Raw genomic sequence first — 24,259 nt, forward strand, 5'->3', positions numbered from 1 at the left:
CAGAAAAATACAAAGTATGATACTGATACTACCACATTGCTTTATAAAAGCTGCCAGCTTCAGAAAATAAATACTGCTCTTGGAAATATTGAGATCGTTTATGATTACGACCAGACCCTGGAAAAAACCATGAATGACCCTTACAGCATTAAAAAAGTAATGCTGAATAATTTTTATGGTAAAGTAGCAGAATATGCCTTTGACTATTCCTATCCTTTTCCGCCATATCCGGGGGATGCTACCTACAAAAAAAGACAGCTGGATAAAATAAAGAAAATGGATGGACAGAATATCCTTGAAGAGACTGCATTCCTTTATAATCCTCTCAACCTGGAAGCTTCGCTAGGCGGATCCTGTCAAGGAAGTGTACCCGTTAATCCATCCGGTGTTCTTAACAGGATTGTTTATCCTACGAAAGGGGTTACCCAGTATGGGTATGAAAATTCGGAGACCTATGCTGATAAAAGCTCAGCAGCCTACCTGGAATCCCTAACCCTGGATTATACAGATCCATGTACACAGCAACAGCAGGAGTTTTTAAATTTCAGCTTTGATACCCATCAAACCCTGACTTATTCTTTTACGATCTCCGGTGATCCTTCAAAGAAAAAAACGTTCTGGGTAAATTACGGCGACGTTTATACTTCAGTTGATCCTAATACAGGAGAGCCTATTCTCCTTCCTCCCGTACCCGAGAATAAAAGGATCACCTATACCCTGAAAAGAGGGACTGAGGTACTAACCACCAACCAGAAAGGAAGCGGGATAAAATTTTACAACTATCCGGGTCAGTATACCGTCACCGCCAATGTACCGATGCAGAACGGACAGGTTAATTTTGGGCTGATAGAAGTCGTGGCAAAACCAGGACCTTACCGTAATGCAAAACCACAGGCTTCATACAGAATCCGCTCCATCAAAAGATTTAATGATATTAACAGCAGCACACCGGTAACATCAGTTTCATATACTTATGATGATTTTTCCATTCCCAATGCGTCAAGTGGCTATACTTCCCAAGACAGCAGAATCATGTTTAAAAATGTAAAAGTAACAGATGGTTCAGGAAACGGATATGCAAAATACTATTTCAAACTGGATAAAGATTATCCGGCATACACCATTCCTAAAAATGGAAGTACGGCTAATTTCCAGCCTTACTACAACCTCTTAAGATCAGGGATCCTGGAGAAAAAAGAAATGTATAGTGAGACCAACCAGCTTCTGGGAAAAGATGATTATCAGTATACATTTGGCATCGCAGATAATGTTGATTATCAGACTGATGAAGGTTTTTATTCCAAAACAGCATTCATCAGCCAGTCAAAAAGCAGCTCCATAGCCTATCCTTCAGGATCTGCAGCATCTTTCCTGCAAACCGCAAGCGAAAACAATGTAAGGTCGGATAATTACAAACCTTCCTCTTCAAAAACTACAGCTGCAGACGGAACGGTGACCGAAAGCTTCTATAAATACGCCCAGGATAAAAATATCACCAAGCTGCTGGCTGCTAATATGACAGGAATGCCGGTAGAAACAGAAGTAAAAGAAGGGGGTAAAACCACCGGAAAATCTGAAACTAAATTTGATCATTCAGCTAATGTATACCCGAGCTCCGTGATCGGTTACAACAGGCAGAACCAGAGTCCTTTTACCGCTTCCACACTGGATGTTTATGACAACAAAGGGAATCTGGTACAGGTAACCGGGAAAAACGGAGTTCCTACAACCACAATCTGGGGATATTACCAGACCCTGCCTATTGCTGTTATTTCAGGAGTCTCCTATTCCCAGGTAGCCTCCCTTTCTACAGTGACCGCTGCCATAGCCGCTTCCAATGCAGATCGTGACAATCCGGCTAATGAGCCTGCACTTATACAAGCCCTGGAAAATCTTAGAAAAGATCCTGCCCTGAAGAATTTCGGTGTTACAGCAACTGCTTATGATCCTTTGATTGGAGTTACCCAGTCTATATCAGCTAATGGCATCAGAACCGTAAACATCTATGACAATGCAGGCAGACTGATCCGGGTAAAGGACGCAGACGGAAAAACCTTGCAGGAGAACCAGTACAACTACAAACACTAAAAAATCATGAAAAAAATTATAACAGCATTCCATATATTGTTTATAGCAGGGCTCTCTTTCGCACAAACGAACCTAAGTACTGCTGAAAACTATATTTATACCAAAAACTGTCTGGATGCAGACTGTATCAAAAAATCAGAATCTGTTCAGTATTTTGACGGATTAGGAAGACCTGTCCAGTCAGTGGCCATCAAAGCTACGCCGCTTGGAAGAGACGTTGTAGTTCCTATAGAATACGATGCAAAAGGAAGGCAGGCGAAAAGCTATCTTCCTGTTCCCCAGCCGGGCACAGCGAACGGAGCCATCTATACCAATCCGCTGGCCAATGCAGCATCCGCCGGATACGGAAGTGAAAAGATCTATGCTGAAAAACGATATGACGACCTGTTTACCACAAGAGTAAGCCAGGTTATTCCGGCCGGAACCGCCTGGTCCCAGAAGCCTGCCAATATGGCCTACGGCACCAACGCATCTGGTGAAGTGAAAAAATATGGGATCACAACAAGCTGGATAGAAGGGAGAACAGATTCAGGTATTTCCTTCTCGGCTTCCTATGCTGCTAACCAGCTGATGAAAACTTCCGTTACCGATCCGGATGGAAATATCACCACGGAATTCAAGAATGGCAAAGGACAGACGATACTGGCCAGAAAAAATGACGGCACCCAGAATGTAGATACCTATTACCTGTACAATGAATACGGCCAGCTGGTCTATGTGATTCCGCCACTGGCGGTGGGCACTTCGGCTCCGGATCAGACGATGCTGGACAAGCTTTGCTACCAGTACCGCTATGACGGATTTGGAAGGCTGGTGGAGAAAAAAGTTCCGGGAAAAGGCTGGGAGTATCTGGTGTATGATAAAGCGGATCGTTTGGTCATGTCTCAGGATGCCAATATGAAGCCTAGCGGGAAATGGATGTTTACAAAATACGACAAATTTTCACGCGTGCTTTATACCGGAACAGCAGATATTGGAGCGTGGTTTACCAGGGAGCAGGTGCAAAATAGTGTATATTATTATATTGAACAAGGTCAGCCTGTCGTGGAAGAACGAAATACAACAGGTTTTACCAACAATGGAATGGCTGTTTATTACGGAAATACGGCTTATCCCACAACAATAGACAAAATCTTATCAGTAAACTATTACGACACCTACCCTTCCTACAGCTTCAATCCTGCTTTTCCTTCTACCATGTTGGGACAGGCTGTGATTACCGATACACAGAATGCTACGGTAAATACCCAGGCGATGCCTACCCTTAGCCTTGTGAAAAATATCGAGGATGATAACTGGACTAAAAATTATGTCTATTATGATAAAAAAGGAAGAGCATTAGGCACGTACAGCATTAATCATCTGGGTGGAACCACCAGAACAGAATCAGAATTGGATTTTGTGGGGATGGCCAAACAGACCAAGGTCTATCATAAAAGACTGAGTACAGATACCGAAAAGGTAATCTCCCAAAGCTTTGATTTTGACAATCAGAACAGGGTAACCAAGCACCGTCATCAGGTAGACAGCGGTCCTGTGGAACTGTTAACGGAAAATACCTATAATGAGCTGTCGCAGCTATCCAATAAAAAAGTTGGGGGCGGGCTTCAAAGCATCGATTACCAGTATGACATCCGTGGAGCGCTTACCAAGATCAATGATCCGGCTGCACTCGGAACGAAACTGTTCGGTTATGAGCTGAAATATTTTAATCCCCAGAATACCACCCAGGGCTCCACAGGGAAATACAACGGCAATATTACGGAAGTGACCTGGAAAACGGCTACGGACCAGGTTTTAAGACAGTATAACTATCAGTATGATGGCCTGAACAGGCTTAAAAAAGGAATTTATTCTGAACCGGGAGCTTCTGTTCCACAGAACGGATTCTTTAATGAAACCTTGGCCTACGATCTGAACGGCAATATGACTTCATTGCAGAGAAACGGGAAAAGCAGTTCAGGAACAGCGCAGCTTATTGACAATCTTACCTATACTTATACGGGAAACAGGCTTAATACCGTTACTGATACTTCAGGAAACTACAGTGGCTATCCTGATACTTCCGGGAACACCATTTCCTATGATGATAACGGGAATATGAAGGATCATGTAGATAAAGGGGTTTTACAGATTGATTATAATTTTCTGAATCTTCCCGATTACATCAAGTTTGATAAGGGATTACCAACACGCGAAGGAATTATTAATGAAAATATATATTATACTTATCGTGCGGATGGAACTAAGCTCAGGAAAATTTATAATTACACTCCTTTCGATCCTTTTGGTACTGCTACTTCCCTTGAATCTACAGTTACAGAATATATAGATGGCTTTCAGTATGAAATCATGAATGGCAAAAAAGGCAAAACTGTTGCTTTAAAATTTGTACCAACAGCTGAAGGCTATTATAATTTTGAAAATAATAAGTATATTTACAGCTATACAGATCATTTGGGGAATGTACGTTTAAGCTACTCCAAAAATTTATCTGGCAGCGCAGAAGCTCTTGAAGAAAATAATTATTATGCATTTGGATTAAAGCATGAAGGTTATAATGTTTTAGCCGGAAATACTTCATATACTTATGGGTACAACGGCAAAGAACTACAAAAGGAAACAGGCTGGGGAGATTACGGAGCCAGAATGTATATGGCTGATATTGGCAGATGGGGTGTGATAGATCCATTGGCTGAACAGATGAGAAGATATTCTCCATATAACTATGCCTTTAACAATCCTGTAAGCTTTATAGATCCGGATGGGATGGCTCCAAGACAGTTTGCAATGGCTGGTGATGGATTTGGTAATGTGGATGTAAGCTCTGGCTGGACCAATCCAAACTGGCTGGGATTAGGAGATAGAGGTGGTAGCTATGACCAATTAGCATCTGTTGGAGGAGGAATAGGAGGAAATATTGAAATATATGAAGGAAGTGAAGCAGCAGATGCATTCAGAAAACTAATGAATCCTCAGTATAATTTCAATCCATTTGATTTTAATTACCCACCAAATGAATATGTTGTTGATATTCAAACTGGTCAGGTAAGGCAAGTCAGTGATCTAGGTGGTGACGAAATAGATTTTTTCCATTATATAGGTGGTGGAGCAAGTTTTAATGGCAAAACAAGAATAGTAGACAGAGAATCTGGTGATGATCAATGGATGAATTCATCTAAAAATTTAAAAGGTTATACGCGTAGAAGTAATAGTACAAATTGGGCTAATCTATACGATGAATTTTTAAGTGGAGGGGGTCCTGAAAATAGTTTACTTGTAATGGGTAATGCAGCAGTCAGCCAACTAATGAAAACTGATATGTATAAATCAGCAATTAGTTATTTTAAAGAAACATCAATGAATGAAAAAGTATCTTATTCTGGTATGTTTGGACCTATTGGAGTTGTCATGGAGAATAAAAATATGCAAGGCCAATTTATGGGGAAAACTAACTTTAGTTTTTATCCTGTAGGAAATAAAGTTGTTATAATGGCATTTGATTCAAAATCGGTTTCATCTTATTCTTTAAATCCTTTTAATAAGGCTGAATCTAGAAATATCCCTAGGATTAATGGTGTTGGTCATCCTGAAAGTACTACACGACAAACATATCTATTATGGGTTAATAAAAATAATATGAAAACAAAATAATATGAAGAAATTGATTTTATCCATCATATCAGGATCAGTTATTACAATAAGTTGTAGCATAAATAAAAAAGATTTATTAGGGAAATACTCCTTTACAGGAAAAAACGTAATTGATACGCTTATTATTAAAGAGGATATATATGTACATAAAATTTATAATAAAAATTCGCAATTAATGTATCAAGGAAAAGATAAATGGACATTAGAAAGAAATCGCATTAATCTTAAAGGTTTTTATAATAATGAAGATAATGAATTACTAGAGCCTCTATCAAATGAAGAAGCTAAAAAATTTTTAATGCTAACTTCTTTTCCTGTTTATGAACAAAATAATCATATAATTGTAGAAATTAATGCTGATGAAGATCTTGAATATATAAAAGTTAGGTAATCTTTAAAGTGGGGCAATGTTTCAAAAATGTTGGTTTTCTTTATTAATCGAACTTAACGAGAAATAATAAGTATTAATTTTATAGAATAGAGTGATCGTTTGGTCACTCTATTTGTTTTTTAATAGAAAATTGGAGTCCTTAAAAGTTTACTCATGTTTCAAATGTGTTGGTGATGATTTTATAAAATATGGCAAAACTAATTATGGAAAGCAACGCTATCAATGTAAGTTCTGCAAAGCCATAAGTGTTTTACAATATTCTTATAATGCTTATAAAAAAGACATCAATACAAAGGTTATTCAGCTAACTAAAGAAAGCATGGGGATAAGAAGTATTGTGAGAATATTAAAAATTTCAACAACTACTTTACTTAAAAGAATTGTTGCAATTGCAGATAATATTGGTCAACCCCTTATTTCTTACCACCAATCTTATGAATTAGATGAGATGAGAGTTTTCATCAGAAAAAAATCTAATGTGATGTGGCTGGTATATGCCATTAATGAAATACGATTCAAATCAGATTAACGAATAGAATTAATTCAGAAAATCTTTTAATACGACACAATTTGTCGCAATTGAGAAGTAATTTAGCTTCCAAACAAACAGGTCTAATAATAAATTACAACCTTAATTCTATTTGAGCAATGAAGAAGATTGATGAAAAACCAATTATGTACTTTTTCAGACACCCTTATTTTATGGTGTATTTAGAGGAATATATCACAGATCAAGTTAACAAAATGCTGTTCCGTAAGATAATAAGTGTTGAAAGAGAATTGAAATATATTATTGAAAAAGAACTGAAGGAAAAATATTTAGTGGAAAATATTTCCTTTTATCAGTCGTATGATTTCAGTATTTTTAAAATGTACCTAAAATTTTCAATTGATTATATTGAAAGAGATGTAATTATGGATCAGGGATGGCTGCTACAGACAATAGAGGAATATAATAGTAATTTCACAGAACTGTTCTCAATAATTCCGCATCCTGACGCAATATATGCAGCAGATGCCTATAACTTTATAAGGCTTACCGAGGAAGAGGATATGTATGAAAAGTTCAATAAATGTAAAGATGGGTATGTTGAGGTTTTAATTGATTTTTTATTTTATTCTTATCTGATAGAAAAATTAGAAAGTTTGACAAAAGCTTCTATTAATTATCAGGATTATCAAGAACATGTTAATATAAAGCAAAAACAAAAAATAGGGTTGTTAATTCAGTCCGGTATTGTTGATTTTCTTAGAGAAAAATATCCAAAACTCACCAATAATCAGATTGCAGGTTTTTTTGAGCTTATTTCCCAGGAGCCTTTAAAGCAAAAGTCAACTAACACACATTTTACACAAGATAAAAATAGCTCTAAATATCCGATCCAAAATATGCAGGATAAAAGAGAACTTAGTCTCATTCTCGCGAAATATGGAATGAAAAACAACTAAATGCTATATTATTCGGAGAAATAAATTTGTTCCGAATTTTTTCCGAACTCATCTTTGTTGCATAATATTTCAAACAATACATTATGACAACAATACAGTTTATAGGAACTACACCTACGGACCTAATTCAGGAAATTAAAAAAGAGATTATTCCGGAACTCAAAGAACAGTTATCTAAGGAGTTTCAACCTAAAGAACCTACAAAATACCTCACCCGAGCTGAGGTATGTGAAATCTTGCATATTGATTTATCTACGCTTCACCGGTGGAGAAAAGAGGGAACACTTATCGCTTACGGGATTGGAAACCGAATTTATTTTAAAAGAAATGAAATAGATGATTTTATCGACCAGAATAAATTAGGATGATTTTCCTTAATAATTTAGGTTTCCTATATAGTGCGAGTATAAATTATAACTTCAATGTATCATGCCCAAACCTTCATCATTCCCAACAGTTATGGAAGATCTTCTTTGTTTTTCTATGTCCTTTTTAAAACAGCATAATTATATTGTAACAAAGCAACATCTAAGTGGAACAATAAAATGGTCAAGACATGGCGAGGAAAGAGCCAGTATAAGAATTTCAGTTCAGATAGGTGAAGATAGAGGGGTTTTAACACTTGATTATCTCTATAAAAAAGAATCTGTTAATTATAATATTCAAATTGTTTCAAAGACATCTAATCTTGGAAACGGGAAAATTTGGTTCTTTGTTTGCCCTAATACCGGTAAGCTTTGCAGGAAATTATATGGTAAAAAATATTTTCTTCATCGGGAAGCATATCTTGGCATAATGTATCAGAAACAGATAGAAAGCAAAAATTTCCGTCTGATGGATAAACTATATGGACCATATTTTGAATCAGAAAGGCTTTATGAACAGCTATACAAACCTTATTTCAAAAAATATTATAAAGGAAAACCTACAAAAAAATATCTGAAAATAACGGAGAGGTTAAGTGTTGCTGATAAAATTTCTCATCATGATATTGAAAGATTATTAGTTTCCGGAATTTAGCTTATTCCGTCTATTTAGTAATAAACTTATTTTATGTCATGGCAAGCAAAATAATGCGTCATCTTTTGTCGTAGTCCCTGATTAATTTTCCATTCAAAAAATAAAAATATGGAAGTATCTAAAAACAATGTCAAGTACTTCAATTTTCCTATTCATTTAATGCAAGGGATTTTAAAATCCAATTCGGAGGCTAAGAAAAATTTCCTCAGCAATTTACTTTACTATTCAATTTATAATCATTCTATCCTTATTGAAGACTTGAATGAGTATGAAGAAACAGAGGAAGAAAGATTTAAAAGGTCAGCATCTTGGTTTAATGTGGAGTTAGGAAGTATAACTATTGCCTTATCACAAGGTAGACAATTACATTCAAAATATAGAAACTCGAAAGTCTATACGGGACTAAATACAGATATTTTTTGGGACTTCTATAAAAACGATAAAACAGATTATATCTGGGAATGTTTATTTGCTTTTTTGGCTTTAAAATCAATTATTGGAAAGAAGCAATATGCTAAAACAAATAACCAGATGATGTTTACAAGAATGGCAGGTAAAGAAAAAGTAAAAGAATACCAAGCTTTAAAAGGTTTTGATTTTACAAGATACCATTTGGATAAAATAAAGATTGAGCTACAAATTAATTGGGGATTAAAATATTACTCCCGGTATACTAAAGGTTTTTATGTGGGATTTGATATTAATCTTGAAGAATTAGTGTATGAAGCAGAGAAAAGAAAGGAGAGCATGAAGATAAACGTATTAAAAGAAAGTAAAAAAAATGCTCTTAATATAGCTTTGGAAAAAATAAAGGCAACAACAACTCTTCAACAGCCTAAAAAGTAAATCAGCAGCTTAAAAAGAAAAAACAATTAGTTAGAGAATATTTTTTTGAATAGTAAAAACATTTTTTCAAAATATCGACAGCTTAAAAAAGATAATGAAACAAGATTATTAATAAAGATATTTAATAAAAATAATAAATGATCGTGTTTGTTCTTTTAGAAACAAACTTATCCTCAAATTTTCAGTTCTGAAAAAGAAAAACTAGTTTAAAATAAGATTGTCGGGAAAATATCGGGAAAGGAGCAAACAAAAAACCTCTAAAGATCTGTTAACAAGATGATTAGAGGTTTGTAATGAGGTACCTAGCGGATTCGAACCGCTGTAGATGGTGTTGCAGACCACTGCCTAGCCACTCGGCCAAAGTACCATTTTTACCATTTTTGAGGTGTGCAAATATAGCAAAAAAAATTAATGAACAAAAATTTTTAAATCATTTCTTTAGCGCCAATGCTGCTTATTTCCTCTTTTAATTGTCTTTCAGCAATATAGTCTTTACCGTTGATCACCCGGGTATCACTCCAGCTGTCATGCCAGCCATTATTCCCTAAAAAAGAAAGGGAGTCAAAAGGTACAGCACGGGAAAAAGTACGGGCAATAATCTGTTGGGATGTTGGTTTATTTCCATCTATGCTGATTACCTCTGTTCCTGTTATATATTTAGCAATGGTCTTGCCCAGATAATATTCCATAAAAAAGAAATAGGAAAAAGACAGAGCCAGGTAAATAAGGAATGTGATCAGGGTAAAAGTAAAACTTTGGTTTTCATTTTCAGCAGAGAATCCCTCTCCATATACTATCGTGTATCCTATTCCAAATATAAAAAAGAATGCATAATAAATGACCTGTATAAAAAGCCTGTCTAAAAAGAAATTAAGAAAGCGTTTGCCGGAGGTGGCCTTATGTCTGTCGACAACTGCCAGATATTTTCTCATGGTGGTATTAGTTTTTGATTAATTTATATTCCGTTAAGTATTAGCTTTAAAGTGGCATTTGTTTCAATAACTGCAGTGATACCGGATTGATTTAACAAGACACTGCCGGGTTTTAGATTGAAAACCCTTCCATTCATTTTTAAACCTTTATAATATTCTTTATTGAATGCTTCCTCTATACTTTTTTTCGAGGCCAGCTCCAGATCCTGTGTAGGAATTCCGTATTCTTCTTCGATCATCTTTACAATTTTTCCTTTAAAAAGTAAGGTAGCGGTTTTCTGCAGCACATTAGCCGTCCTTAAATTGAATTTTGTATTGGACAGCACTATTTTCTTTTTCGTTTTATCATATACAGGGATCCCGGAAATAATGGCTTTTCCATTCACGTAGCCTTCTGTTTCAGCTTCAATAATCACTCTTCCTTCGGCACCATAAACACGAATGTCTTTGATCTTTACCTTGGAGCCTCGAACATCATATTCCTTGTTCATGAACATATTTCTGGCAATATTTGTTGCTTCTGAAAAAGGAACATTAGCAGTGGTCTGCAGAAGAAACTGATTGGCTAAAACCGGAACTACATTGAAATTTCCAGCTGATTTTACCAATGGTGATGCAGCAGGTTTGCTTCCCGTAAACGTTTCCGAATAAATATCCATTCCTATATTTGTGGTAATCTCATTTCCAAAGAATTTCAGCGGAGTGATATTCACACCGACCGGGCTTATTTTCAGCCATGTATTATACTCCTCCGAAATATTAAAAGGCTGCGAGAAAACATTCCAGGCCATTACTGCATACTGCTGGAAATTCAGCTGGGTAGCCATCTGCTGATCAATAGTTTTCGCAAATTTTCCCTGCTGTTCCTTCAGACTTTTTTCTACCAGTGAGGTGATAGGAATCTGTATTCTTCCATAATCCAAAACAGGCTTGGTTACCCATCTGAAACCGTTGGGCTGCGTATGGGTAGAAATTGTTCAGTTGTTATTAAAATTAATCGTGGTATTGAAGGACATAACCGTTTCAAAAGTTGTATTCTGGTACGAATATACTCCCAGCGTACCAATCCCTTTTTCGGCCCATATTTTTAAAGGAACCTCTATCAGGAGGTTTTGACTTGTTCCGCCTACGAGGCGGATAGGACGGGTCTTCCATACCTTTACCTTGAACTGGTCATTGTTGTTATCCGTATAAGAATCATCCTGAAATACCAGCTCCTTTACCGAAGCATTGATCATATTGCTGATTTCAGAAAGCGGAATGGTTACCGGCATTGTAATGCTGGATTTTATTTTCGGGAAATTATAAACAGCAGATTGATTATCAACAGCAGTCTGGCCAAAAACTATGGCGAAACTTAATAGAAATAATAATTTGATGGATTTCAATTCAGTATGTTTTTTGTATAGATAAAATTAAAAATCGCCAGGTTTGAAGCTTCTTTCCAGCTCAATACTTGCTCCTTTCATTTCACCGCGCATCGGTGGTGAAGCTTTTGTGATCTTCAGTTTGATGTAGGAAATCTGGGGAAAACTTTCATGAATCTTCATAATAATTCTTCCTGCCACGTGCTCCAGTAATTTGGATTTAATGAACATTTCCTGATGAATGATCTCATTGATGTCAGCATAGCTTATCGTATCATTCAGATCATCTGTTTCCGCAGCTTCCCAAAGATCCGTGTGCAGCTCTGCATTTAAAATATAATAGGTCCCGATGATATTTTCTTCGGGAAGCACGCCGTGGTAGGCATATATTTTTACATCTTCAAGAAAGATCTTGCTCATTGTCCTGATTTTTATTCAGCAAAAATCGTTTTAATTCTTCAAAATCTGCATTTATTTCTACAGTTTTTTTCTCCTTTTTCATAAGATCATTCAGCGCTTCGGGGATATCAATGGCGATATGAGCTGCTTTTTCTACTGCTTCAGGGAATTTCACAGGATGTGCTGTTCCCAATATAAATCCTTTTTTGCCGGGATTTTCATTCAGATACTGTTTCATAGCAGCAAATGCAACTGCAGTGTGAGGGTCGAGGATATACTTATATTTTTCGTATACTTCTTTTATGGTTTGCAGGGTTAATTCATCATCTATCGAATATCCTGAAATCATATTCTTCAGATGATCAAACTGATGCCCGAAAAGTTCCAGAATTCTGGTGAAATTACTTGGATCTCCAACATCCATGGCATTGGATAGGGTAGCTACAGCTTTTTTAGGATGATATTTATGGTTTTTCAGATAATCAGGTACCACATCATTTTTGTTGCATGCAGCAATAAAATGCTCTGCAGGAAGCCCCCGGAAATAAGCAAGAAGTCCTGCACAGATATTTCCGAAATTTCCACTCGGAACACCAATTACCGGATCCTGATTTTCGTGCTGTTTCCATTGCTTTAAAGCTAATAAATAATAAATCTGCTGGGGAAGCCACCTGGCAACATTAATAGAATTAGCCGAAGTTAAAAACAACTCTGAGTTAATACTTTCATCTGAAAAAGCCTGCTTGACAAGATTCTGACAGTCATCAAAGTTTCCGTTGACCTCCAGTGCCGAAATATTTCCTCCCACTGCCGTAAGCTGTTTTTCCTGAACAGCACTCACCTTGTTTTTGGGGTAAAGAATCACCACATTGATTCCCGGAACATTATAAAATCCATAAGCAACAGCTCCTCCCGTATCACCGGAAGTGGCCACAAGAACTGTTACTTTTTTATCCTGATCTTTTAGAAAATATGACAGACATCGGCTCATAAATCTCGCACCGACATCTTTAAAGGCCAAAGTAGGTCCATGGAAAAGCTCCAGAATAGATATCTGCTCACTGATCTTTTTTAAAGGAATCTCAAAGCTGATGGTTTCAGCAGCAATTTTCTTTAATATTTCCGAAGGAATTTCGTCCCCGATAAGATCCTTCATACATCTGAACGCAATTTCTTCATTGGAATACAGATGCAGGTTCTGAATGAACTCTTTATCAAACTGAGGGATTTTTTCCGGGAAAAATAGTCCTTTTTGGTTACCTTGACTTTTTATAGAGGCTTTTTTGAAATTAACGGTTTCCTGTTTGTCTTTTAAATTATAATAATTCATTGTCTTTAATTTATTGGTTATCATCATGATCTTCTTCAACAATCTCAATTCCTGAAGGATTTATTTTTGATACATATACAAAACTCTCGATTTCAATTTCATCGTACACAGATTTCATCAGCTGGGCAATCTTTTCTGATGTTTCTTTTTTTTCTGCCAGCATAAAAATTGAAGGTCCTGAACCCGAAATTCCACCTCCAAGTGCACCAGTCTCCAAACTTCTTGTTTTGATCTCATCAAATTTCGGAATCAGAATGCTTCGGACAGGTTCTACAATGATATCATTCAGACTTCTTCCGATGAGCGGAATATCGTTTTTGAGGATTCCTGTCACGAGTCCTGCTATATTTCCCCACTGTTCCACAGCGTCTTTCAGAAGAATATTTTTCTTTAAAATCTGTCGTGCATCTGAAGTTTTCACCTCGACCTGCGGATGGACTGCAGCTACATACAGATTGGGGGTACTCAAAGGAATAATATCAATAGGAGAGGAGGATTTCACCAATGTGATACCTCCATAAATGCACGGAGCAATATTGTCAGCATGGCGTACTCCGGAAGCAAGCTCTTCACCGAACATGGCGAAGTGAACCATTTCTTCACGGGATAAAATATTTCCTAATAAAGCATTAGCCCCAAAAGCGGCTCCGGCGGCACTTGCCGCACTAGAGCCGAGCCCGCTGCCCGGCTTTATATGTTTACGAATCGTGACCTCAAAACCTTTTGTCAGCTTCAGATGGGCGATGATATTTTGGAGAACAACGCCCGCAACATTCTTTGACGGATCTTCCGGAAGCCCGAAATGATCTTCATGTCTGATAATGATCTCTGGGCTGTCCAGTAATTGCAGTTCCATTTCGTCATAAGGCTCATGAATAGCCATTCCCAGGATATCAAATCCGCAAACGAGATTGGCAACGGTAGCCGGAACTTTTATTTTAATCTTTTTCATATTATTTATTTTAAACTGATCGGATAATATCTGCAAACACACCGCTGGCAGTTACTTCGGCTCCTGCACCAGCTCCTTTTACAACAAGAGGCTGCTCGGAGTATCTTAAGGTTTTGAAAATGACAATATTGTCTTTGCCATACAGATGATAGAGATCACTGTCTGGAGCAACATGCTGAAGGCCAACCTTAGCTTTACCATCTTTAAATTCAGCAGTATATTTCAATATTTTGCCATTTTTTTGTGCCTCACTGACTAAATTTTTAAAATGACTTTCGTATTCAGTAAGCTTTTTATAGAAGTTTTCTACACTTCCCTGTAGACATTCTTCAGGCAGGAAGCTTTCATTCTCTATATCTTCAAACTGAAGGGGATATCCAGCTTCTCTGGCGAGAATTAAGATTTTTCGGGCTACATCAGTTCCAGTCAGATCCAGTCGTGGATCCGGTTCGGTGAAACCTTCTTTCTGGGCCTGGGCAACAACTTCTGAAAATGTTCTGCTTCCGTCATAATTGTTAAAGACGAAATTTAGCGTTCCACTTAATACAGCCTGTATAGAAGTGATTTTGTCACCACTTTTCATGAGATCATTAATAGTTCCGATAACCGGAAGTCCGGCTCCCACATTGGTTTCAAAGTAGAAATTGCAGTTGTGATTCCGTGCAGTATTTTTTAAGTTTTTATACACTTTAAAATCTGAAGAGGCTGCAATTTTGTTGCAAGCCACAATATTGATGCTTCTTTTTAATAAGTTTTCATAGATCTCCGGTACTGATGAACTGGCAGTTACATCAATAAATACTGAATTCCGAAGATTCCGGGAAATAATCTCTTCTGCAAAGCCATGGATAGAAGCTTCGACGCCTTTTTCACTCCAGTTGCTGTACTCGCTTTCAGAAATTCCGTGATCAGAAAAAAACATTTTCCGGCTGTTGGAAATCCCTGCAATTCTTAAATTAATCAAATTGTTTTCCCTAAGGTATTCATTTTGTTCAAAGATCTGCTCTACCAGTTTTGATCCTACATTTCCGATTCCACATAGGTAAAGGTGTACCTGCTTAATTTCCGATTCAAAAAATTCTTCATGAAGAACGTTAACTGCTTTTTTAGTATCCTTTTCTGAAATAACAATACTGATATTCCTTTCTGAAGATCCCTGCGCAATAGCTCTGATATTAATCCCGTTACTACCCAGGCATCCGAACATTTTGGCACTTATTCCGCTTCTGTTTTTCATGTTTTCTCCTACCAGCGCCACAATTGAAAGTCCGGTTTCTATTTTTACAGGAGCTACTCTCTGTAGTTTTATATCATCTTCGAAAGAGGAATTCACAACATTTTCTGCATGAAATACGTCTTTTTCATTGACGACAATGGTAATAGAATGTTCCGAAGAACCTTGAGTAATAAGGATAACATTTATTTTTTCAAAGCTGAGACACTGGAAGAGTTTTGCCGAAGTTCCGGGAATTCCTACCATTCCGCTGCCTTCCAGTGTAAGAAGGGCAATATGGCTCATATTGGAAACTCCTGCTGCAGCCTGTTGTTTTTCAACAGCTGATTGGTCTAATTTATGGGAAACCAGTGTTCCAGGCGCTTCCGGATCAAAAGTATTTTTAATCTTAAGATCGATATTTTTTGCCATAACAGGCTGAATGGATGGTGGATACAGAACCTTAGCCCCAAAATGGGAAAGTTCCATGGCTTCATGATAAGAAATCTCAGGAATAGGTTTAGCATTGGAAGCCAATCTTGGATCTGCAGTCATCATGCCGTTTACATCGGTCCAGATCTGAAGCTCTTCAGCAGAAACTGCTGCTGCAATTATAGCTGCTGTATAATCGGAACCGCCTCTGCCTAATGTAGTAGCATTTCCGTTCTGATCTCTAGCAATAAAGCCGGGAGCAACGATGATCTGGTTTTTATGATTGTCTGTAAAATTCTTTACATTTTCTTCAGTGATCTCAAAATCTACCTTCGCATTGGTAAAACTATTATCTGTTCTGATCTGGTCAGCCGAATTCATCCATATACAGTTCAATCCCTCATACTGAAGCCTTGCTGCGATAAGATTTGATGACAGAAATTCTCCATATGAAGTAATCCTGTCCCGGATTTTATCTGTAAACTCACCTAATACAAATATTCCGCTGTAGATATCTTCCATATCATTAAAATGCTTTTTAACGAAGCTTAGCCATGGGCTCTGGGATAAAACAGGAATCAGTTCTTTAACAAGATCTAAATGTCTTTCTTCCAGACTTTTAATAATGGGAATATATCTTTCATCTTTAAGAGAAGCGTATTCAGCTGCTTTGATGAGGTTATCAGTAACATTATGAAGAGCTGAAACTACAACAATCACTCTGCTCTGTAAAGATTCTTTTTTAATAATATTTTCTGCCAGAAGGATATTTCCGGCATTGGCGACAGATGTACCGCCGAATTTTAAGACTTTCATCCAATAAATTTTTAAGGGTTGGGTAAAACGAAATGGTTACTCTTTAAAAAAAAGAGTACGGGTGCAGGAAATGATATGTGAAAATGTACCCCGCTAAGGGGTAGTTGTTGTAGTAGTAAATGTAGAAACAGAAGATAGTCCCGAAATAAGTAATTCCGGTATAGAAATATCTGATATGTTTCTTAGAAAGTTCATTCTTTACCAAACAAATGTACAAATTATTTGGAGATATCAAAATAATTTGTCAGAAATGATTACAAGAATCAAGCAAATTGCATCACTTACTCAATATTCAGTTACACCTGCTAATTCTGGTTTTGTTTCGATGTTTTTGAGCTCCATCTTTGTTAAGCACATCAACAGCATGTGAAAAATTCAGTTATAATAGAACTGCAAATAGTTATTAACAATAAGAAAAGTATTATGAGAAAATTATCGAAACAACAGTTGAAAAAAGTAAATGGTGCAGCATGTCCTGGAGGTTGCCCCTATCCTGCAGGAACTACTTTTGGCCCCCCGGGATCCGGAGCAACACGCAGCTGTCAGCAGTATGCTGCTTTAACGGATTGCTGTAAAGGGCAGTATCTTGTCATGATGAGCTGCGTAGGTCCAGTGATAAATTAAAGCTTTATTCTTCATGTTGTGATGTTTTTTCACAAATGATGTTTAAAGTGTATTTATGAAACAAAATTAAAATTAATATGAAAAATTTAAAAAAACTTTCAAGAGAAGAAAAGAGTAAAATCAGCGGTGGATTTACCGACTTTCAAATTGAGACATGTGGCGGGGCTGCGTATGTATGCTTTCGTGGCGGTGGGGCCTGGGGCTGCTGGAGAACTCCGGGAGGTACGTGCTATGCTCCGATGGTGTAATTAATTTAGAGTCTCTTTTTATTAGTACATTTTCATAGATGAGGTTTAAAATACTATATTTAGAAACCAAAACAAATCAATATGAAAAATCTTAAAAAGTTAGGTAGAGAAAATCTGAAATCGATTAACGGAGGAAATACCTGTTTTGAGTACTGCCCTCCGGGACCTTATGGAGTAGGTCCGGATTATCCAAAATCATGTGAAGATTTTAATGCTTTGCCTGAATGTTGCAAATTAAGGGTGAGAGTAGATTATTTCTGCTTCGGACCCATTTAAAAAGTAAAGCACTGTTTTATAACAGTGCTTTTTTTAATTTACTAAAATTGATTAACTCATCAACTTTTAAGAAGTGGCTAAACATTTTGGCGGGCTACCACATACTCCCGGAATACATACTTCATCAGGCTTGCAATAAGTGTCACATTCGCTTGATGTTCCGCCATTGATACTTTTTATACATTTTTTGTCTAATTTTTTTAAATTTTTCATATGTAAAGATTTTGGTTTGAACTTTAAATATATGAAAAAATAAGCACTGTGAAAACAGTGCTTATTTTTATACTTTCTATTTGATAGTAATTTTCTTATTTGGAATATAAAGTTTAGAACTTAAGTTTGGAAAGTATTTTCTTACTGATTCAATACTTTTTCCTGAAGTGTCTATAAACTTCCAATTTTTTCCATTATCTTTTGAAACGGCTATTATATAATAATCACCCAAAACATTACCTTTAGGTGCTTCCATTTCTATTTTTTGATGGACTACTGTCTGCAGTTCATTTTTAGTATGAATAATATCAGAAACTTCAGAAAAGTCAACTTTTTTGAAAGTATATCCGGCTTTACTCATTTTTTCAACAGCATCCACCGATGTACTGATCATTTTCTTTTTATCTCCAAACATTTTTATAACACCATCATAAACATAATTACTGTATGCGTTATAATTTTTTTCCATGAAATATTTCCTCATTTCAGTGGCTTGTCTGATCACTATTTCTTTATGATTCTGAGAAAAGTACAAACTACTGGCAAATAGAAGCAATAGTAAAAATGTTTTTTTCATTATTTGATTGACTTCGAAAGATCCAGCATGGCCTCGATTGGCTTGAGAGCCTTTAAACGAAGTTCTTCGTCGATAAGGATTTCCGGAAGCTCGTATTTCATGCACAGATATAATTTTTCCATAGTATTACGTTTCATATAGAAACATTCCGAACAGTTACAGCTTTCATCAAAAACCAGCGCAGGAATAAGTTCTTTATGCGGAGCACGTTTTTTCATTTCGTGAAGAATTCCTTCCTCAGTGGCAATAATGAATTTCTGACAGTCGTCTTGCTCTACAAAATTCAGCAGGGCAGAAGTGGAACCTATAAAGTGGGCCAGCTTTAAAACGGCTTCCTCGCTTTCAGGATGTGCAATTAATTTCGCATCAGGATTGTCCGCCATCTGCTGGGCAATTCTTTCCATGGAAAATGCTTCGTGTACGATGCAGCTTCCGTCCCAAAGAATCATATCACGACCGGTTTTTTTAGATAAATATCTTCCCAAATTTTTATCCGGAGCAAAAATGATCGGTCTGTCTTTTGGAAGGGCTTCAATCACAGTTTCAGCATTTGAGCTGGTTACGATGATATCACTTTCTGCTTTAGTTTCTGCGTTGCAGTTGATATATGTAGCGATCAGAGCATTAGGGTGCTGTTCGCGCATCTTTCTCAATCCTTCGCCTGAACATCCGTCTGCCAGAGAGCATCCGGCCATGGTATCAGGAAGAACTACTTTTTTAGTCGGATTCAGAATTTTAGCGGCTTCAGCCATGAAATGTACTCCACAGAATACGATCATGTCTGCATTGGTGTCTTTGGCCTGTCTTGCCAGCTGCAGAGAATCTCCCAGGAAATCAGCAATATCCTGAATTTCTCCCGGCTGATAATAATGGGCAAGGATCACCGCATTTTTTTCTTCCTTAAGTTTCAGAATAGCTTTCACCAGTTCTTCTCCTTGAGGGATCGCTATGTCTTTTATATCCAGAAATCCTCTTACAGGAATCGCAGATTTAGCTTTTTCTAATGTTTCGGTACTCATATCCACCTTAATGTTTTTTGATTCTGGAAGTTAGAAGTTAGAAATTAGAAGTTAGAATGTTGTAGTTTGAATTGTAATTACTCTTTCAAACTTCCATCATCCGGCTTCCATCCTCCATCTCTTAATTCCCAATAAATTTTTTTATTAAACTTTCTATTTCTTTTTTTGCTACATCAAGATCGGTATTAATAACGATCCTGTCAAACTCTTTCGCAAAGGTCATTTCTTCTCCGGCCTTTGCTACACGTGTTTTGATGGTTTCTGCATCGTCAGTGTTTCTGGAGATCAATCTTCGTTCCAATTCTTCTATGGAAGGCGGTTCAATGAAAATAGACAGGGCTTGCTCTCCAAAATATTTTTTTAAGGAAATTCCCCCTTTTACATCTACATCAAAAATAACTACTTTTCCCTGATTCCAGATTTTTTCCACTTCAGATTTTAAAGTACCGTAATATTTGTCAGTATATACTTCTTCATATTCTACAAAAGCATCTTCCGCTATTTTCTGTCTGAATTCATCAGGACTCAAAAAATGATAATCCACTGCATGGGTTTCACTTCCTCTCGGCTGTCTTGTGGTACATGAGATGGAGAACGCAAGTTCAGGAAATGTTTCCAGAGAATGCTTTACTAATGTAGTTTTTCCGCTCCCCGATGGCGCTGAAAATATGATAACTTTATTCATTTAGATTAGAGATTTTTAGATTAGAGATATGAGAATAAATTCTTTGATCTCTTGTCTATAGGTCTATGGTCTATAATACGTTTAACGTCTGTTCTTTTATTTTTTCCAGATCATCTTTCATCATGACCACCAGCTTCTGGATCTCTGCATGATTGGCCTTTGAACCTAAGGTATTGATCTCTCTTCCGATTTCCTGGGAAATAAAGCCAAGTTTTTTTCCGTTGAAATCTTCATTATCCATTACTTCTTTGTAGTATTTCAAATGCTGAGTCAGCCTTACTTTCTCTTCTGCAATATCAAGTTTCTCCGTGAAGTAAGCCATTTCCTGATAGAAACGGGTTTCGTCTACATTCTCAAATTCCTTTAAAGATTTCTGATAACGCTCTTTTACAGCAGTGATTCTTTCTTCTTCAAAAGGAACTACTTCAGAAAGATATTTATCAATATTCTGGATGTTTCTCTCGAGTTCTTCATGTAAAATAGTTCCTTCTGTCTTTCTGAATTCCATGAAACGGTCTACAGCTGCATGAACGATCTTTGCCAGAGCCTCCCATTCGCCTTCCGTAAGTTCGTCAGGTCTTGAAGTGATGGCATCAGGAAGTCTTACCGCCATTTTCAGGTATTCAAAGTCTGGACCGTCTGAAGCGATATTGCGAAGTTCATTCATATAAGAGTCAATTAAACTCCTGTTGATCTTCACATCGTTAGTCTCTTCAAGGTTCTCCAAATTAATGTAGCAATCTACCTTTCCACGGATAATTCTGTCATTAAGGATTTTTCTGATCTCAAATTCTTTCTCTTTATAACGTAAAGGGACTTTGATATTCAAATCGAAGCTTTTGCTGTTCAGAGATTTAATATCTATTGAAATCTTTTTTCCTTCAAAAACACCTTCGGCTCTGCCGAATCCGGTCATTGATAAAATCATAGTTTTTTATTGTTGTACAAAGATAAACATTTAAATTAGCACTGTGAAATCGCAGTGATTTGGAAACCACAATTAATGATGAAGACTTAAGATTCCATATGACCTTTAAAGAACAAATAGATAAACTACATATGAAAAATTTGATTTCTGTTGTAGGACCTACTGGAATAGGCAAAACGAGACTTGCAATTGATCTGGCAAAACATTTCAATACCGAAATTGTTTCCTGCGATTCCCGCCAGTTTTTTAAAGAAATGAAAATAGGAACAGCATCACCTTCGGAAGAAGAACTGGCGGAAGCCCCTCATCATTTTATCGGGAATCTTTCGGTTCAGGAATATTATTCTATCGGGCAGTATGAGGAAGATGCTTTAAAAAAACTCAATGAACTTTTTGTCAATCATGACACCGTTATTTTGGTCGGTGGAAGTATGATGTACGAAAAAGCAGTTATTGAAGGTTTGAATGACCTGCCTGAAGCTGATGAAAATAATCAGAGAAAATTACAGGAAATCCTTGATACTGAAGGAATCGAAAAGCTTCAGCAAATATTAAAAGAACTTGATCCCGAGTATTTTGAAGTCGTAGATTTTCATAATCACAGAAGACTTTTACGGGCTATTGACGTAATCTGGCAGACGGATAAAAAATATTCGGAACAGATTGCTATTTCTCAGGATTCCAGAGACTTTAATGTGATCCGTATCGGAATTGAAGCTCCAAGAGAGGATCTGTATGACAGGATCAACAGAAGAGTAGATATCATGATGGAGAAAGGGCTTTTGGCGGAGGCGGAAAGCTTGGAGGAATTTAAAGATCTTACCGCTTTAAAAACTGTTGGATATGCAGAATTATTCAAATATTTTGACGGAGAATGGGATTTGGAATTTGCGGTTTCTGAAATTAAAAAGAACAGCCGCAGATATGCAAAACGTCAGCTGACATGGTACAGAAAAGCAGATGATATTCACTATCTGCCATTAGGATATTCGCAAAAAGACTTTGAAGAGCTGCTTCAATGGATCTCCGGACAGTTCGAAAAATAAATTTCAGGATATTTTAAACCATTAAGGATTGGTTAAGTTTTTAAGAATATTAAGTTTAGCTTCGCTTTAAGGGATGAGAATTTAAAAATTTCATGTGATTTCTTCTTAGATAAATTTAATTTTTTTCAATGATCTTAATGGTTTAAATTGACGATCTACAAAGGGATTGATGTGGTTTATAGCATAAAATATCTCGCAGACTGAGCAGATCCCGCAGATGTTTGTGTTATTTTAATACGCTTAATTAGTAATTCAAACTGCAGGAGAAAAACAAAAATGCGGCCCCTAAACCAGAGACCGCACTTCAAACAATATAATTAAATTTACTACTTCCAACCGCCGCCAAGAGCTCTGTAAAGATCTACAATGCTACTCAGTCTCTGTCTTTTTACGGACGCAAGATTCAGTTCAGCCTGTAAAGAATTTCCCTGAGCTGTTATCACTTCCAAGTAATTGGCCATACCGCCTTTGTAAAGCATTTCTGCACTTTTTATTCCGTTTTTCAGAGTTGTTACCTGTTCTGTCGCTTTCTGTTCCTGAACTTTTAAGCTTTCGTTAGAAACCAAAGCATCGGAAACTTCACCCACAGCATTTAAAACAGATTGACGGAAGGCCAATACGTTTTTCTCTCTCTGGATTTTAGCCACATTCAAGTCGGTTTTTAACTGTCTTTTCTGGAAAATAGGCTGAGTCAGTCCACCTAATACAGATCCGAACAATGACGCCGGAATCTGGAACCAGTTATCAATTTTAAATGAATTTACACCTCCGCTTGCTGTAATTTTCAAAGCCGGATACATATTAGCCTGAGCAATTCCCACCATTGAATTGGATTCCAACAGAACCAGTTCCTGCTGACGGACATCCGGACGACGGCTCACCATAGCTGCCGGAAGCCCTGTAGAAATATTCTGTGGAAGAGAAGTGTCCGGCATTTCAATTGTTCTGCTGATTTTAGTTGGGTTTTCACCTACAAGAATACTTAAAGCATTTTCCTGGATCGCAATATTTTGTTCCAGCTGAGTGATCAAGAGCTCCGTAGCCTGTTTCTGTGCCGTAGCCTGCTGAACGCCTAAAGAAGTTGTATCACCGCTCTGCCACATTTTTTCAGTGATGGAAAGAGTATTGCTACTTAATTCCAAATTTGATTTTGCAATCTGCATCTGCTTATCAAGCATCAATAAATTATAATATCCCTGGGCAATCGCTGCTACAACCTGTGTCTGCACAGCTTTTGTAGCTTCGTAAGTCTGAAGATACTGCATTCTTGAAACTTCCTGCTGGTTTTTGATCTTTCCCCAGATATCAGCCTCCCAGGAAAGGTTGAATGCTGCGTTGTAATCTTCAACGTGATTCTGTCCTAAAAATGAATTTAAGCTTTTTCCGTTCATGCTGTTTTCCGAAGGTTTTGAAATTTGTGCTGAAACCGCAAAACCTACATCAGGATACTGAAGATATTTTGCCTGTTTCAGTTTTTCCTGTGAAGAAGCTACCTGTTTTAGAGCAATCTGCAGATCATAGTTATTTTTTATTCCTTTTTCAATCAGTCCCTGTAAAATGGGATCGCTGAAAAACTGTTTCCATTCCAGGTTGGCAACACTTGCTGTATCAGCAGTAGCCGTGTACTGAAATTTTTCCGGGAGCTGAAGGTCCGGCTCCGTGTATGCCAGTTTGGACACACACGAAACCGCGCCTAAAGCCAATATAAGTGTTAGAAGAAAATTCTTAATTCTTTTCATAGTTTAAATCGAATT

21 protein-coding genes, 1 tRNA gene and 2 pseudogenes are annotated in these 24,259 nt (G+C 37.0%); 12 read left to right on the forward strand and 12 right to left on the reverse strand.

What is annotated here, in order from left to right; translation table 11 throughout:
- The 8 genes and pseudogenes from ACMGDK_RS18805 to ACMGDK_RS18840 all read left to right on the forward strand — a co-directional run.
- A pseudogene (locus tag ACMGDK_RS18805) lies at positions 1–2,088 on the forward strand (hypothetical protein); the annotation flags it as partial.
- Positions 2,089–2,094: 6 nt separating this feature from the next.
- Positions 2,095–5,742 carry a DUF6443 domain-containing protein gene (locus ACMGDK_RS18810; protein ID WP_436809352.1) on the forward strand — a complete coding sequence of 1,216 codons (3,648 nt, stop codon included), beginning with the start codon at positions 2,095–2,097 and terminating at the stop codon, positions 5,740–5,742.
- A gap of 1 nt (position 5,743) precedes the next feature.
- On the forward strand, positions 5,744–6,133 hold the full coding sequence (locus tag ACMGDK_RS18815; RefSeq protein WP_436809353.1) for a hypothetical protein: 390 nt from the start codon (positions 5,744–5,746) through the stop codon (positions 6,131–6,133).
- Between the two features lie 130 nt (positions 6,134–6,263).
- Positions 6,264–6,662: an IS1/IS1595 family N-terminal zinc-binding domain-containing protein gene (locus ACMGDK_RS18820; RefSeq protein WP_436809354.1), complete on the forward strand. Its 399-nt coding sequence runs from the start codon at positions 6,264–6,266 to the stop codon at positions 6,660–6,662.
- Positions 6,663–6,781: 119 nt separating this feature from the next.
- On the forward strand, positions 6,782–7,582 hold the full coding sequence (locus ACMGDK_RS18825) for a hypothetical protein (RefSeq protein ID WP_436809355.1): 801 nt from the start codon (positions 6,782–6,784) through the stop codon (positions 7,580–7,582).
- 83 nt (positions 7,583–7,665) lie between these two features.
- The gene (locus ACMGDK_RS18830; RefSeq protein WP_436809356.1) at positions 7,666–7,950 is read left to right on the forward strand and encodes a helix-turn-helix domain-containing protein; all 285 of its coding nucleotides are present in this window, start codon (positions 7,666–7,668) and stop codon (positions 7,948–7,950) included.
- A 91-nt stretch (positions 7,951–8,041) separates the two neighbouring features.
- Complete coding sequence (locus tag ACMGDK_RS18835) at positions 8,042–8,602, forward strand: hypothetical protein (protein WP_436809357.1); 561 nt, start codon at positions 8,042–8,044, stop codon at positions 8,600–8,602.
- Positions 8,603–8,710: 108 nt separating this feature from the next.
- Positions 8,711–9,448, forward strand: a complete 738-nt coding sequence (locus ACMGDK_RS18840) for a hypothetical protein (RefSeq protein ID WP_436809358.1) — start codon at positions 8,711–8,713, stop codon at positions 9,446–9,448.
- Between the two features lie 296 nt (positions 9,449–9,744).
- Here ACMGDK_RS18840 and ACMGDK_RS18845 read toward each other — a convergent pair.
- The 7 genes and pseudogenes from ACMGDK_RS18845 to thrA form a co-directional block, all read right to left on the reverse strand.
- Positions 9,745–9,815: transfer RNA gene (locus ACMGDK_RS18845), tRNA-Cys, on the reverse strand.
- 58 nt (positions 9,816–9,873) lie between these two features.
- On the reverse strand, positions 9,874–10,380 hold the full coding sequence (locus tag ACMGDK_RS18850; protein ID WP_436809359.1) for an RDD family protein: 507 nt from the start codon (positions 10,378–10,380) through the stop codon (positions 9,874–9,876).
- A gap of 23 nt (positions 10,381–10,403) precedes the next feature.
- Positions 10,404–11,654: pseudogene (locus ACMGDK_RS18855) on the reverse strand (DUF4403 family protein).
- 141 nt (positions 11,655–11,795) lie between these two features.
- Positions 11,796–12,167, reverse strand: coding sequence for a dihydroneopterin aldolase (gene folB, locus ACMGDK_RS18860; protein WP_436809360.1), 372 nt, complete (start codon positions 12,165–12,167; stop codon positions 11,796–11,798).
- Positions 12,148–13,476, reverse strand: coding sequence for a threonine synthase (gene thrC, locus ACMGDK_RS18865; RefSeq protein ID WP_436809361.1), 1,329 nt, complete (start codon positions 13,474–13,476; stop codon positions 12,148–12,150). Before thrC ends, folB begins: the two co-directional genes overlap by 20 nt.
- 10 nt (positions 13,477–13,486) lie before the next feature.
- Positions 13,487–14,428, reverse strand: coding sequence for a homoserine kinase (locus ACMGDK_RS18870; RefSeq protein WP_436809362.1), 942 nt, complete (start codon positions 14,426–14,428; stop codon positions 13,487–13,489).
- A 10-nt stretch (positions 14,429–14,438) separates the two neighbouring features.
- Positions 14,439–16,889 (reverse strand): bifunctional aspartate kinase/homoserine dehydrogenase I, encoded by a 2,451-nt coding sequence (gene thrA / locus ACMGDK_RS18875; RefSeq protein WP_436809363.1) that lies wholly within the window; start codon positions 16,887–16,889, stop codon positions 14,439–14,441.
- Positions 16,890–17,312: 423 nt separating this feature from the next.
- Between thrA and ACMGDK_RS18880 the strand changes: the two genes are divergently transcribed.
- From ACMGDK_RS18880 to ACMGDK_RS18890, 3 genes are all read left to right on the forward strand, one after another.
- The gene (locus tag ACMGDK_RS18880; protein WP_436809364.1) at positions 17,313–17,513 is read left to right on the forward strand and encodes a hypothetical protein; all 201 of its coding nucleotides are present in this window, start codon (positions 17,313–17,315) and stop codon (positions 17,511–17,513) included.
- Positions 17,514–17,590: 77 nt separating this feature from the next.
- Entirely contained in the window at positions 17,591–17,761 is a 171-nt protein-coding gene (locus ACMGDK_RS18885) for a bacteriocin-like protein (RefSeq protein ID WP_436809365.1), read from the forward strand.
- An 81-nt stretch (positions 17,762–17,842) separates the two neighbouring features.
- The gene (locus ACMGDK_RS18890) at positions 17,843–18,037 is read left to right on the forward strand and encodes a bacteriocin-like protein (protein ID WP_436809366.1); all 195 of its coding nucleotides are present in this window, start codon (positions 17,843–17,845) and stop codon (positions 18,035–18,037) included.
- Between the two features lie 289 nt (positions 18,038–18,326).
- Here the strand turns inward: ACMGDK_RS18890 and ACMGDK_RS18895 are convergent, their stop codons facing one another.
- The 4 genes from ACMGDK_RS18895 to ACMGDK_RS18910 all read right to left on the reverse strand — a co-directional run bounded on the left by ACMGDK_RS18895 (position 18,327) and on the right by ACMGDK_RS18910 (position 21,459).
- Complete coding sequence (locus tag ACMGDK_RS18895; RefSeq protein ID WP_436809367.1) at positions 18,327–18,827, reverse strand: hypothetical protein; 501 nt, start codon at positions 18,825–18,827, stop codon at positions 18,327–18,329.
- The gene (gene nadA / locus ACMGDK_RS18900; protein WP_111960477.1) at positions 18,827–19,846 is read right to left on the reverse strand and encodes a quinolinate synthase NadA; all 1,020 of its coding nucleotides are present in this window, start codon (positions 19,844–19,846) and stop codon (positions 18,827–18,829) included. Before nadA ends, ACMGDK_RS18895 begins: the two co-directional genes overlap by 1 nt.
- Positions 19,847–19,967: 121 nt before the next feature.
- Positions 19,968–20,531, reverse strand: coding sequence for a guanylate kinase (gene gmk, locus ACMGDK_RS18905; RefSeq protein WP_436809368.1), 564 nt, complete (start codon positions 20,529–20,531; stop codon positions 19,968–19,970).
- A 70-nt stretch (positions 20,532–20,601) separates the two neighbouring features.
- Positions 20,602–21,459: a YicC family protein gene (locus ACMGDK_RS18910; RefSeq protein ID WP_436809369.1), complete on the reverse strand. Its 858-nt coding sequence runs from the start codon at positions 21,457–21,459 to the stop codon at positions 20,602–20,604.
- Positions 21,460–21,590: 131 nt separating this feature from the next.
- Between ACMGDK_RS18910 and miaA the strand changes: the two genes are divergently transcribed.
- The gene (gene miaA, locus ACMGDK_RS18915; RefSeq protein WP_436809370.1) at positions 21,591–22,505 is read left to right on the forward strand and encodes a tRNA (adenosine(37)-N6)-dimethylallyltransferase MiaA; all 915 of its coding nucleotides are present in this window, start codon (positions 21,591–21,593) and stop codon (positions 22,503–22,505) included.
- A 326-nt stretch (positions 22,506–22,831) separates the two neighbouring features.
- Here miaA and ACMGDK_RS18920 read toward each other — a convergent pair whose 3' ends face one another.
- The gene (locus tag ACMGDK_RS18920; protein WP_436809371.1) at positions 22,832–24,244 is read right to left on the reverse strand and encodes an efflux transporter outer membrane subunit; all 1,413 of its coding nucleotides are present in this window, start codon (positions 24,242–24,244) and stop codon (positions 22,832–22,834) included.
- Positions 24,245–24,259 lie beyond the last annotated feature (15 nt).

The organism is Chryseobacterium hilariae (assembly GCF_051400735.1).
In the GTDB taxonomy this organism is placed as follows: domain Bacteria; phylum Bacteroidota; class Bacteroidia; order Flavobacteriales; family Weeksellaceae; genus Chryseobacterium.

What these genes read in the sequence shown, in the direction of transcription:
- ACMGDK_RS18810 (WP_436809352.1), top strand. Translation starts at nt 2,095, where the DNA reads ATGAAAAAAATTATAACAGCATTCCATATATTGTTTATAGCAGGGCTC.
- folB (WP_436809360.1), bottom strand. Translation starts at nt 12,167, where the DNA reads ATGAGCAAGATCTTTCTTGAAGATGTAAAAATATATGCCTACCACGGC.
- ACMGDK_RS18890 (WP_436809366.1), top strand. Translation starts at nt 17,843, where the DNA reads ATGAAAAATCTTAAAAAGTTAGGTAGAGAAAATCTGAAATCGATTAAC.
- ACMGDK_RS18815 (WP_436809353.1), top strand. Translation starts at nt 5,744, where the DNA reads ATGAAGAAATTGATTTTATCCATCATATCAGGATCAGTTATTACAATA.
- ACMGDK_RS18880 (WP_436809364.1), top strand. Translation starts at nt 17,313, where the DNA reads ATGAGAAAATTATCGAAACAACAGTTGAAAAAAGTAAATGGTGCAGCA.
- nadA (WP_111960477.1), bottom strand. Translation starts at nt 19,846, where the DNA reads ATGAGTACCGAAACATTAGAAAAAGCTAAATCTGCGATTCCTGTAAGA.
- ACMGDK_RS18885 (WP_436809365.1), top strand. Translation starts at nt 17,591, where the DNA reads ATGAAAAATTTAAAAAAACTTTCAAGAGAAGAAAAGAGTAAAATCAGC.
- ACMGDK_RS18840 (WP_436809358.1), top strand. Translation starts at nt 8,711, where the DNA reads ATGGAAGTATCTAAAAACAATGTCAAGTACTTCAATTTTCCTATTCAT.
- thrA (WP_436809363.1), bottom strand. Translation starts at nt 16,889, where the DNA reads ATGAAAGTCTTAAAATTCGGCGGTACATCTGTCGCCAATGCCGGAAAT.
- gmk (WP_436809368.1), bottom strand. Translation starts at nt 20,531, where the DNA reads ATGAATAAAGTTATCATATTTTCAGCGCCATCGGGGAGCGGAAAAACT.
- ACMGDK_RS18870 (WP_436809362.1), bottom strand. Translation starts at nt 14,428, where the DNA reads ATGAAAAAGATTAAAATAAAAGTTCCGGCTACCGTTGCCAATCTCGTT.
- ACMGDK_RS18910 (WP_436809369.1), bottom strand. Translation starts at nt 21,459, where the DNA reads ATGATTTTATCAATGACCGGATTCGGCAGAGCCGAAGGTGTTTTTGAA.
- ACMGDK_RS18895 (WP_436809367.1), bottom strand. Translation starts at nt 18,827, where the DNA reads ATGAAAAAAACATTTTTACTATTGCTTCTATTTGCCAGTAGTTTGTAC.
- ACMGDK_RS18825 (WP_436809355.1), top strand. Translation starts at nt 6,782, where the DNA reads ATGAAGAAGATTGATGAAAAACCAATTATGTACTTTTTCAGACACCCT.
- ACMGDK_RS18850 (WP_436809359.1), bottom strand. Translation starts at nt 10,380, where the DNA reads ATGAGAAAATATCTGGCAGTTGTCGACAGACATAAGGCCACCTCCGGC.
- thrC (WP_436809361.1), bottom strand. Translation starts at nt 13,476, where the DNA reads ATGAATTATTATAATTTAAAAGACAAACAGGAAACCGTTAATTTCAAA.
- ACMGDK_RS18830 (WP_436809356.1), top strand. Translation starts at nt 7,666, where the DNA reads ATGACAACAATACAGTTTATAGGAACTACACCTACGGACCTAATTCAG.
- miaA (WP_436809370.1), top strand. Translation starts at nt 21,591, where the DNA reads ATGAAAAATTTGATTTCTGTTGTAGGACCTACTGGAATAGGCAAAACG.
- ACMGDK_RS18835 (WP_436809357.1), top strand. Translation starts at nt 8,042, where the DNA reads ATGGAAGATCTTCTTTGTTTTTCTATGTCCTTTTTAAAACAGCATAAT.
- ACMGDK_RS18920 (WP_436809371.1), bottom strand. Translation starts at nt 24,244, where the DNA reads ATGAAAAGAATTAAGAATTTTCTTCTAACACTTATATTGGCTTTAGGC.